Annotated in this window: 8 protein-coding genes; 7 read left to right on the top strand and 1 reads right to left on the bottom strand. The window is 26.4% G+C overall.

Translation table 11 applies throughout. The features are described from left to right. Window positions 1-82: 82 nt before the first annotated feature. The 6 genes from rpsO to HMPREF9709_RS09555 all read left to right on the top strand — a co-directional run bounded on the left by rpsO (window position 83) and on the right by HMPREF9709_RS09555 (window position 8,079). Entirely contained in the window at window positions 83-349 is a 267-nt protein-coding gene (gene rpsO / locus HMPREF9709_RS03820; protein ID WP_005398092.1) for a 30S ribosomal protein S15, read from the top strand. Window positions 350-524: 175 nt separating this feature from the next. After that, a complete protein-coding gene (locus HMPREF9709_RS03825) occupies window positions 525-1,727 on the top strand; it encodes an O-antigen ligase family protein (RefSeq protein WP_169311908.1) in 1,203 nt (400 codons plus the stop codon). Further along, window positions 1,720-2,634, top strand: a complete 915-nt coding sequence (locus tag HMPREF9709_RS03830) for a hypothetical protein (protein WP_005398094.1) — start codon at window positions 1,720-1,722, stop codon at window positions 2,632-2,634. Before HMPREF9709_RS03825 ends, HMPREF9709_RS03830 begins: the two co-directional genes overlap by 8 nt. Window positions 2,635-2,819: 185 nt before the next feature. Next, a complete protein-coding gene (locus HMPREF9709_RS03835) occupies window positions 2,820-4,904 on the top strand; it encodes a polyribonucleotide nucleotidyltransferase (protein ID WP_005398095.1) in 2,085 nt (694 codons plus the stop codon). Between the two features lie 459 nt (window positions 4,905-5,363). Continuing rightward, entirely contained in the window at window positions 5,364-6,980 is a 1,617-nt protein-coding gene (locus tag HMPREF9709_RS03840) for an ATP-binding cassette domain-containing protein (protein ID WP_005398097.1), read from the top strand. A 28-nt stretch (window positions 6,981-7,008) separates the two neighbouring features. Beyond that, window positions 7,009-8,079, top strand: a complete 1,071-nt coding sequence (locus tag HMPREF9709_RS09555; RefSeq protein ID WP_005398099.1) for a helix-turn-helix domain-containing protein — start codon at window positions 7,009-7,011, stop codon at window positions 8,077-8,079. A 339-nt stretch (window positions 8,080-8,418) separates the two neighbouring features. Here the strand turns inward: HMPREF9709_RS09555 and HMPREF9709_RS03850 are convergent, their stop codons facing one another. After that, on the bottom strand, window positions 8,419-9,105 hold the full coding sequence (locus HMPREF9709_RS03850; RefSeq protein WP_005398102.1) for a hypothetical protein: 687 nt from the start codon (window positions 9,103-9,105) through the stop codon (window positions 8,419-8,421). 322 nt (window positions 9,106-9,427) lie between these two features. On the opposite strand from HMPREF9709_RS03850, the gene HMPREF9709_RS03855 reads away from it, so the two are divergent. Next, window positions 9,428-12,331, top strand: coding sequence for a glycoside hydrolase domain-containing protein (locus HMPREF9709_RS03855; protein WP_005398105.1), 2,904 nt, complete (start codon window positions 9,428-9,430; stop codon window positions 12,329-12,331). The last annotated feature ends 187 nt before the right edge of the window (window positions 12,332-12,518 follow it).

Below are 12,518 nucleotides of genomic sequence, written 5' to 3' on the forward strand. Positions count from 1 at the left end.
ATTTAAGTACTTTAGCTTGGTTAATGGAATACTCCGATCTTAGCTCGGTTAAAGATATAAAAAATATATAGGAGGAAGAAATATGATTTCAAACGAAAAGAAAGTTGAATTAATTAAAGAATACGGTCAAAAAGAAGGAGATACAGGTTCTCCAGAAGTGCAAATTGCAATCTTTACACAAAGAATTAATGAATTAACAAATCATTTAAAATCTAATCCAAAAGACCACTCTTCAAGAAGAGGTTTATATAAATTAATCGGTCAAAGAAGAGGATTATTAAAATATTTAGAAAAGAAAGATATTGAAAGATATCGTGCTATCATTGAAAAATTACAAATCAGAAGATAGTTAAATTTTTAGAATGAAAATATTAAGAAGCTGTTACATATAGACTAAAAGTTAATATGTGATAGCTTCTTTTACATTAATACTACATAAATTTTTATTACACTAAAAATATGAAATATAATAAGCAAATATTGTATAATGTATATACTGAATAAAATATTGGATGTAAATGATTATGGAAAAAATTTTAACAACAATTAAATCAAAATTAAATAATAATAAAACATTAAATTATATTGTGTGTTATATAATGATATTAATAATTCTATTTCCAATTTCAATTTACAATATTGATTTAGGAAAATATTTTATATATCTACCAATAACCATTATTGCAATATCAATATTATTTCTCTATTATCATTATAGAAAAGATGTACTCATAAAAAATTTTACTATTATGATAATAGTTTCTTGTATTGCATTAGTAGTAAATAAAGTTGATATGAAGTATTTTATTTTTACATTTTTAGCTATGACAGGTGCTACTTTAATGTTTTATTACCTGCAAGACGTTAATTATGAAATCTTATTTGAAGCATTAAGTGACTATTCAATTTTACTTTTAGGATTAAATGCAATTACTTCATTACTTTATCAAAATGGTTTAACAATTGTAAATTACATAATCCCATTGAGATTTTTGGGGGTTGGTAATCAAATAACACCATTTATACTGTTTTATTTATCTATCTGTATTATTAGATATATTTTATATAAAGATAGTATTTTAAGATTAATATTTGCAGGTATATTTTCCGTTATTTCATTGATATTTGCAAGTAGTGCTACAGGTATGATAGGATTTATGACTTATTGCATATTAATAGGTGTTTTTTATTGGATTAATACAAATAAGAAAGTTAATTTAGATATAAAATACAAAGTTCTTATTATATTAGGTACAATATTTTTAATACATATTTTAGTTATTGTTTTTGATATACAAAATAACTTTGCTTATTTATTAAATAAGTTTTTCCACAAAAATATAACATTAACTAATAGAACTTTAATTTGGAAAGAAGTATTTAGATTAATAAAGTCTTCATTCCTTTTTGGAAATGGGATGCCGTATTTAGATAGTCAAGTGTTTATGAAATATGATGGAAATAAACTAGGTACTCATAACTTATTCCTTGAGATGACTGTAATTGGTGGTTTACCAGCACTTACGATATTTATAATTACTATTTATAATACAATTAAAAAGATGTTATATATTAAAAATAAAGGTATCAGAAATGTTTTCATTGCATATTTTATTTCATTCTTTGCAATGTCTATTACTGAAGTATATACTATAACAATTATTTTAATGGTATTTATAACTCCCGCATTATTAATAAAATTTAATAAGAGGTATACAAATGTTTAATAAAAAAGAAAAATTAATTATCATATTATTAGCTACTGTTTCTCTGATTTTGCTATTTTTCAGAATTGGAGACTTAACTGAAAAAATTGAACAACAAAATAAGGCTATTCAAGATACACAAAAAAATATTAATACAAGTATAAATAATTTAAAGGCTTCATTAAAGAAACCAAATATTACTCAAGGAGAAGATGCTACAACTGAACTTTTATATTCATTTAATAAGTTTGACACTGAAAAAAATAAAGTGGTAGCAAATTTTAGTGTTTCTCCAAAAGAATTTAACAAAAATTTAGAGACTTATTTAATATCCGATGGTCAAGCGTTTCAACTTAAGAAAAAAGATTATGTATTTAAAGGTTCAAGAGCATTTAGCTTAAATGATAAATTTATTAATGTTATAAGTTATGTATTAGATGATGTAACAAGAACTGATGCGGTTAATCCAGAAATCTATGATACAAAAGTAGGGGAGCTAATATTACCTAAGATGTCTGTGTCAGTAAAAAATTTTACTGATAGTATTGCTCAAGATACATTTAATGCAAATCTAATTTTCAAATTGCAAGTAAAAGATGCAAAAGAACAATTTGTTGAAAAGAATGAACAAAAAACAGCTAATTTCAACCAATTTGAAATTAATTTAAAGAAAAATGATGAATTGGTTTATACTGAAAAATTTGATATGAATTTACCTTCAACATTGTTAGATTTTCATGAAGTAAAATTATCAACGGATTTTACTTATACTGATAAAATTGAAATATATTATAGTCTTGTAGATGATTTCAACTTAACTCATAAGAAAAATATTCTTCTATATGAAAATATGAAAAAACAAACAGTTCCAGATGTTGTACAAGTATTTGGTAAAAATCCAAATGAAGTTTTATATGAATATAAATAATCTAATTATAGGTGAAAAATAAAAAGGGTCTATTGTAAAATGACTTATTGTCATTTTGCAACAGACTCTTTTATATTATATATTTATTAGTGGCATATATTCATATTTCTTTAAGTATATGGTATTATTAAAGAGTAATAAAAAGATTAAATATGTGGATAGCGGGTGCTATCAAAGGAGAAACAATGGTAAGAAATTTTAGTTATGTTTCTAACAACAATAAATTTGATGTTGAAACAGGAAAAGTTGCAAAACAAGCTAAGGGAGCCGTTACTATCAAATCTGGTGATTCTATGGTTTTAGTAACAGTTGTAGGTTCAGATACTCCAAGGGAAGGTATAGACTTTTTCCCATTATCATGCGAATTTATTGAAAAAATGTATGCTGTGGGTAGAATACCTGGTGGATATATTAAAAGAGAGGGGAGACCATCTGATGAAGCTACATTAGCGGCTAGAATGATGGATAGACCATTAAGACCATTATTCCCAGAAGGGTATAAAAATGATGTACAAATAGTTGCAACAGTTTTATCAGCAGATGAAAATCATGATGTAGGTATCATGGCAATGGTTGGTTCATCTATTGCTTTATGTCTATCTGGTATACCATTTAATGGACCAACTGGTTCAGTGTCTGTAGGTTATATTGATGGTGAATACATCATAAACCCAACTCAAGAACAAAAAGAGATTTCAAAATTAGATTTAACAGTATCAGGTACAAAAGATGCTATTATGATGGTAGAAGCTGGAGCAAGTGAATTAACAGAAGAAGAAATGCTTAATGCTATCTTATTTGCACATGAAGAAATTAAAAATATTTGTGAATTTACAGAAAATATTATTTCAGAATTAGGTGTTGAAAAACAAGAATTTATTTATGAAGGACTTGATCAAGAGTTAAAATCACAAATTGAAGTAGAATTTTATGATGAATTAAAATCAGCTCTACAATCACCAGAAAAATTGGAAAGAGATGAAGCAACTCAAGCAGTTGGAGATAAAATTGTAGAAAGATTTGTAGATGAAGAGTCTGAAGATGCTGATGAAAAGAAAGTTGAAGTTTTAGAAATCTTTGAAGATATCAAAAAAGATATAGTTAGAAAACTAATTTCTGTAGATAAGATTAGACCAGATGGCAGAACAATGCATCAAATTAGACCATTATCAGCAGAAGTAGCATATGTACCTAAAGTACATGGTTCTGGATTATTTACAAGAGGACAAACTCAAGTATTAAATATTGCAACATTAGGTTCTCCTAGTGATGTTCAATATATTGATGGTTTGACTGATGAAGAAGTTCAAAAAAGATACATTCATCATTATAACTTCCCTGGATATTCTGTTGGTGAAGTTGGCAGATTTAGAAGTCCGGGAAGAAGAGAAATTGGTCATGGTAGATTAGCTGAAAGAGCATTAGAAGCTGTAATACCTTCACAAGAAGATTTCCCATATGTTATTAGATTAGTTTCTGAAGTATTAGAATCTAATGGTTCATCTTCAATGGCATCAGTTTGTGGATCAACATTATCATTAATGGATGCTGGTGTACCAATTAAAGCTCCGGTAGCTGGTATAGCAATGGGATTAATTAAAGAAGGCGATGACTATTCTATTTTAACTGATATACAAGGTTTAGAAGATCACTTAGGTGATATGGACTTTAAGGTAGCAGGTACTGCAGAAGGTATAACTGCTTTACAAATGGATATCAAAATTGATGGTATAAACAAAGAAATATTACAAGAAGCACTTGAAGATGCTAAAGTTGCTAGAATGACTATTCTAGATGTTATTAAAGAAGCTATTCCAGAGCCAAGAAAAGAATTATCACCAAACGCACCAAGAATCTTCACAATTCAAATTAAACCTGAAAAAGTAAGAGAAGTTATTGGTTCAGGTGGTAAGACAATCAATAAAATAATTGATGAAACTGGTGTTAAAATTGATATCACTGATGAAGGTTTAGTAACAGTTTCTTCTCAAGGTAGTGAAAATGGACAAAGAGCCATCGAAATTATTAAAGGTATTGTCGAAGAACCAGAAGTGGGTGATATTTACCTAGGAAAAGTAATCAAAATTATGAACTTCGGATGCTTTGTATCATTTGGTCACAATAAAGAAGGCCTTGTACACATCAGTAAACTAGACAAGAAGAGAGTACAAAAAGTTGAAGATGTTGTAAAAGAAGGCGACGAAATAATGGTAAAAGTATTAGAAGTCGATGATAAAGGAAGAATCAACTTAGCCAGAGTAGTTGAGTAGAAAATAATATAAAAATGGAGCTGTTGAAGATTGACTATTTGGTAATTCTGTAACGGCTCTTTTTTTGTCTATAAAATAAATGTTATATTATGTATATAAACTTAAAAAGACAATACATTCTACTATTTATCTAATTATATGTTGTCTTTTTACGGGTAAAATTCAACACACATTCTCAATTTTATCAAGATGTGTTGTTTCACACATCATCTCTTCTAAATATTTTAATAATATCTTCAAAATGTGTTGTTTTATAAGTCTAAGGAAAAATTTATATTTAAATGTTTCAATGCCTAAATCAGTTATTAATCTATTTTAACTTTTTTATATAGTATAGCTATAAATAAAAGAAATATATTTTACCTATAGTGTATGGTTTATTCATTGTTACTCATTTATTCTTAAAACAGCTATATTTAGATTTTTAATCTAATCATATGATAACAATGGAGGAATTAAATGAACAAAATATTAAAAAAGATAGTGAATAAACACATAAAGTTAGTAGTTGGAGTAATTATTTTAATTATAGTTTATTCTTTATTAAGTGTATTATCTGGATACAGTTTATCTTTTATGGTAAATATTTTTGATAAAAATAGTCCTAGTATTAAAGAAGTTTTAACCGTTATACTCGTTATTTTTATGATAGATTTTTCATCACTAATCTTTTTATATTTGAAATATTATTTTCAATCAAAATTACAGTCAAATTTAAGAAATGAGCTTAGGTATGAAATATCAAATAGAACAATTAATCAAAATTATGAAGATTTTAATAATAAAGAAACTGGTACATATTTGGCTTGGTTTACAAATGATGTAAAGGAGATAGATTCAAGATGTTTTGAAGGTATTTTTAATATCATACATTCTGTGACTAGTGTAATAGGTACATTTATCGCTATTGCAACATTTAATATATGGATTTCTGTTGCAACGACAATTTTATCAGTCACAATGATATTACTGCCAAACATTATGAATGAAAAAATCCAAAAATATGGAGAGAAACATACTAAAGAAGAGGAATCATATATATCTAAAATGAAATCTTTGATTGAGGGGTTTCCAGATTTATATGTAAGTAATAACGAAGGATATTTTGAAAATAAATTGAAAGAATTTAACCACAAATATGAAACAAATTATTTTCAATTTTTGATTATTCAATTAAAATCGGCTGTGTATTCAGCTGGTTTATCTTCATTTTCACAATTATGTTTATTAGGCATCACCATGATTTTTGTGAGTTTCGGTAAAGCTCCGATAGGATCCATTTTAGCAATGGCAGGGCTAGGACAAGTCTTCATGGGCGGAATGTCTGGTATTGTAAATAGCGTAATTTCTATAAAAAGTTCAAATGTATTTTTTAAAAAATATGAAAATATTTTATCTAGAAATCCAAAAGATTTTGAATCAAAAGATATAGGTAAAGTATTTAACATAGAAGTTAGAGATGTAACTTTTAGTTATACCGAAAACGGAGAGACAATTAATTATCCGAGTTTTAAGGTTAATAATTTAAACAAAATACTTATTAAAGGATCGAATGGAAGTGTAAAGAGCACTTTATTACATTTATTACTCGGATTATATAAACCTAATTCAGGATTAATAAAATTAGATAATACTAATATTAGTGAGATAAGAAAAGAAGTAATATTTAAAAATATTGCTTATTTGCATCAATTCCCAAATTTATTTATTGACAGTATTAGAAATAATATCAGACTTAATGTGTATGTCGATGATTCTAAAATCTGGGAAGTATTAGAAAAAGTCGGTTTGGTCGAGTTTGTAAATAATCTACCTGGTAAATTAGATTATGTGATATCTGATAAGGGGAAAAATCTATCGGGAGGACAAAAACAAAGGTTGATACTTGCAAGGCATTTACTAAGAGAAGTAAATACAATAATATTAGATGAGGCAACGTCAAATATCGATAATATAAGTAAAATATATTTAGAGAAAAATATTCTTACAAAGTCTAATATGGGAGTAATAATGATTGACCATTCTCTGGATTCAGAAGAAGAGGAATTTTTTGAAGAAGTAATCACAATAAAATGATATACTTAAAAAGAGGTAAAAGTATATCATGACTAAAATATTACATAAAAATATTAAAGATTTAAGAATAAGAAATGGATATAGTCAAGAAAAACTCGCAGAAATTGTGGATGTGAGTACTGGAGCTGTGTCAAAATGGGAATCAGGCGAAACATCGCCAGATCTTAATAATTTAATAAAATTGGCAGAACTATTTGGTGTATCAATAGATTTTCTAATAGGATTTGAATTAGAGCCAAAAGGTACTCATTATTATTTAAGGAGTATAAAAAAAGCTCTTAAAAATAATGTATTTACTGAATATGAAGATATAATTGATAAAGGATTAAAATTTTATCTAAATAATTTCGAAATAGTTTATAGATCTGCATTATTCTATGTTTACTATGGAATGTATGAAAATAAACAACAAAAAGTCTTAAAAGGTATTAAACTCCTTTATAAGTCTTTGGATATATTTGAGTATAATGATAAATTTATCGTATCTAAACAACAAATTATAAGAGAACTAGCTAATGCTTATAGTAGTATCAATCAAACTGATAAATCTATATCGCTTTTGAAAGAAAATAATGAAGATGAGCAACATGACATTCTTATTGGTGTGTACTTATCTTCTTTGAAAAAATCTGCATCTGAAGCTTTAGACTATTTATCTAAATCATATATAAAAAATATTACAAATACTTTAATCATTTTAGATGGAATGGTGGATACTCTTAAAAATCTTAAGATGTACAAAAAAGCTTATGATTTACTTCTTTGGTATGAAGATTTTGTAGATAGTATTAAAACTGATAATGATAGTTTTTTCAATAATATAAAAGTAATTATTATAGCTAATCAGGCAATTTTGAGACTTTCACTTTCTAAAAATTATGATTCAAAATCTTCTGAAGATTTAATTAAAAAATGTAAAAATCTAATAAAAAGCAATCCAATATCATATGGGACAGAATCGTCATTTAAATACTATTTTGGAAATGAAACAATAGACATATATGGTGATAATAATTTAGACACTCAAATAAATAGAATTCATCTTGATGGATATACGGAAAAATTCAGAGAACTGTGGAAGTCAGTTAATATAATCTGAGGATATTGTATAAGTTCTTAATAAAAAAAAGACAAACACTTAAAAGTCCACGTTTTTTTGGTAATAGTAAAATTCCCTAAGGAGCGTAGTTGTCGACGAATCCAATAGTGATTTTGTATAACCAAAGGGAATCTAGCTTTGCAAAGTATGCAGATGATTGTCTAATAGATATGGAGTAAAAATGCAAAACATGGTTTTGGAGTCAATATCTAAAAATATAAATAAAAATTTGGGATAAGATAAATATTCGGAAAGTAAAATATACTCCCTGACAAAATACAGTATTTAGAATTTTGATATTGAAAAATGCGAAGAGAGGATAATTGAGAACAAAAACACTTAAACTTTTTCATTTTGAAGATTTTGTTTTTTTGGGGGAATATATTTTTTAGGATAAATAATATATTCTTTTATATTGATATTTTTATTTTCTAAATTTATTTCAACTTTTTTCCATCTTCCATCGTTTAATAAAAAATTTTTTCCTTCAAAAATAAAAGTGTTTTCTTTCCATTTGTATCTATATTGATTTTTTTTTATTGGAGTTAAATCACGAAAAACAGGAAAAAGTATAGGTTGTTTACGTATCACAAAAAGATTTTGTCTTACGTAAAATTCAACACTACTACTCATTAACGAACTAGTTTCTGTAATAACTATACTATATTTTTTACTAGGAGAAATAAATTCATAGTGTTTTTCTTCCGATTTATTATTTATATAAAAATATGAAAAAATTAAATAACCAAATAGTGGTAATAAAATCATTAAGAAGATACTTAATTTCTTAAATAAAGATTTCGACTTATTCCAGCTATTTTTTATTATAGTTATAAGGAATATGAAAATGAGTGAAGCTAGTATAAATATTAAATCTAGTTGATCAATGAAGATTCCAAAAATATTTATTAAAATAACTTCATTAGCATTATTGTTTTTAGAAAATGCATATAAACATATTATTATCCAAATTAAAGTAAAAACTAAATAAGTATTTTTTTTTATTATTTTAAGATTATTTTTCACTTGATCTCCTTGTATAATGAACAATATAGATGAAGATATATTGTTCTATATATTTATATAATAAACATAGGGTTGTGGATTGTTTATGAATCTTAACATATGTTTATTGTATTATATCATAATACAACTTCTAATATCTATTATTATTTTAGAGTTTTTAAATAAACTTATTATAATATGTATTATATTATTCCAATCTCCAAATATTGAATGCGTTTACATTGTATCATTTTTAATATATAATATAATTGTAAAAAAAGATTCAGTAATTGTAGAGAATAGAACTGATTTGGTTTAATTATAAAAAAAGAAAGGGAGAAAAATGGAAAAAAATGAAAAAAAAGATCCTATGGTTTCTGAAACACAAGAGTGGTTAAATGACACTTACTTAGGTGATTCTAGATTTACGAAAGTTAAATTATCTGGACATACAGGGTGGCCGACTATTCATGGATTAATATTAGCATTTCAAATAGAATTAGGACTTCAAGATACTTCACCAAATTTTGGAGATTCAACTATAGCGATGTTTAAAAAAACTTTTCCTGAAGGTATTAAACAACAAAATCAAAATGATAATACAAAAAACAATATTTATACTATAATACAAGGAGCTTTATGGTGCAAAGGGTATTCAACAGGTTCACCACTTACTCAAAACTTTCATAAGGGAACAGGACAAGCAATTATTCAACTCAAAAAAGATATGGGCTTAGGAGGAGATTCTACAGTTACTCTAGAAATAATGGAAGCTTTATTATCTATGAAACAATTTGTTTTACTTAGTTCATATGGAGGTACTAATGTAATTCGAACAATACAACAAAATTTAAATAGAGAATATCCTCAATACATCGGTATAATCCCTACAGATGGATTATACGGAAGAGAAATGAATACTGCATTAATTAAGGTATTACAAGCTGAACTTGGATTTAGTACAAGTGAAGCTACAGGTTATTTTGGTAATGGAACAAAAAGCAGATTAGTAGTACTCACAGTAAATAATTATAATAATTATCCTAGAATATTTAAAGTAGCATATTATTCGTTGCTATGTTTAGGGTATAATATGTTATCAAATGATCATTATTGGGGAGATAATTTTCAATTAGCTTTAAATAAGTTTCAAAAAGACTACGGTTTAATAACAAGTACTATAATTGATATTGACACATGGATGAGTTTATTAACAAGTAGAGGTAATCCTGATAGAAAAGTAGTAGCATGTGATACAAGATTTGAAGTAACAGATGAACTTTTAAAGGAAATAAAAGCTGATGGGTATGAAATAATAGGAAGATATTTAGTTGGAGGTGATTTTAAGGAAATAAGAGAAGGGGAATTAAGAAGAATTATTGATGCTGGGTTAAAATATTTTCCAATATATCAACAAAGTGCAAGATCAATAAATGATTTTAGTGAGAAAATTGGGATAGAAGATGGGAGATTGGCAGTAAAAGCAGCTAAAAGTAAAGGGATACCTAAAACAGTAATATATTTTGCGGTAGATATGGATATACTAGATTATCAGATTGATTCATATATTTTGGATTATTTTAAAGGTGTAAAACAAAGTGTAGATGGAATGTATCATGTTGGAGTTTATGGTTCAAGAAATGTCTGTAGTAGAGTTTCTGAAGCAGGATATGCAATATCAAGTTTTGTATCAGATATGTCTACAGGATTTAGTGGTAATTTAGGATTTAAAATTCCAGATAATTGGAATTATGATCAAATATTTGAAATCAAAAATTATAAAGGTAAATGGGATTTAGACAAAGATGCTTATAGTGGAAGAATACCCGCAGTATCATCAGTATTTTTTACTGATAAAGATTACTTAAAATATTCACCTAAATCTCCTGTTTTAAAGGATTCGATATTTGGTATTAATTACGTTATTTCTTTAATTGAAGAATTAGAAGAAATATATGATAATTATGGAGGTATACATGAAACATATTTAGGAGTTCTTAATTATCTTTCAAAAGAGTATCTAACAAAACCTAATTTCGTAATTTCGTCCGGTCATGGTCTAGAATTTCCTTTTGTTGAATATGTTAAAAAAAATTTTACTAGTTTCGGTATTACAATAGAAGCTATTATTGGAAAATTAAGAGCTGAAGTAAAAGATACAATAAATGGTAAAAACGATATCGCACATTTAGCATTTACTACACTTTGTTATCTTACAGATTCTTTGATTCCAGATTACTTAACAGGATGGGGAGGAGATATCTCAACGGGAGCAAAAAATATTTATCAATATTCCTTGAAATATCCTACTGTGGATAAAGAGAAATTGGCATATTCTTTAATTGGAGCTGATTTAACATCTAAATCAAATTTTCTTATTGAAAACAATATAGAATATGAACTTATAGAGTGCAATTTTACAGATTTATGTGACGATGCCGACGCTATAGGAATCTCTTCTTTAATTTCTGCTAGTCCAAAAGATAAAAATGTTTTAAGTAAATGTATGAAGAGTTATTACGGACATTTATCAGAATATAGAAGATTTAGTAATTATGGAAAAGATTTAGAAGATATGAGAACTCCTGGAACTATATTTGAATCAATAAAAAAGAAATTTAATGGAATTTTTGAGACTGTTGCATTTGATTATTTTAAATTACTAGTAGATAAAGCAACAGAGGAAGATAAAGATTTAGCATATAAAGCTTTATCAGAGTATATTTATAGAAGAATCAAACTACCGGATAAAGAAATAAAAGTTGGTTGGGTAAAAAATGGAAATAACTGGAATTATTATACTAAAGACGGTTTAAAAGTTATTTCAAAGTGGCAATGGGCACCTATATTAGATGAAAATGGTCAACCAACAGGAAAATTAAATTGGAAATATTTTGATTATAAAGGGAATAATATTGTACAAATTTATACTGAAAACAAAAGTTCATGGTTATCACAAGTTGGTCCAACAAAACAATATTATAAAGGTTGGTGGACAAATCCGGAAACGGGTTCTAAATATTTCTTTAGATTAACGACGGGATCAATGGTTAAAGGGGAACAATATATCGAAGGAAACTGGAGATTTTTCAGAAATTCAGGTACAATGGCAACTGGCTGGCAATATATAGATGGAGTATGGAAATATTTTAGAATTGGTTCTGGTACTAGAGTATCAGGTAGACAATACATTGATGGCAAATGGTATGAATTTACAAACGATGGTAAACTTATTGGGAAAAAATAATAAAGTATAATAAAAAGTATAAAATATATCAACAATAATATTATAATTATAAATAAAAAATAATTATAAAAAAAGTTTTTATATAAGTTCCTAACCAAAAAAAGAAACTTAATAGTACTTGTCTTTCTTGGAACAATGTAATTATAAGAATTAAAACTATACATACATCGAATTTAATTAACTCCAC

Origin of the sequence: Helcococcus kunzii ATCC 51366 (assembly GCF_000245755.1) — a bacterium.
GTDB classification, from domain to species: domain Bacteria; phylum Bacillota; class Clostridia; order Tissierellales; family Peptoniphilaceae; genus Helcococcus; species Helcococcus kunzii.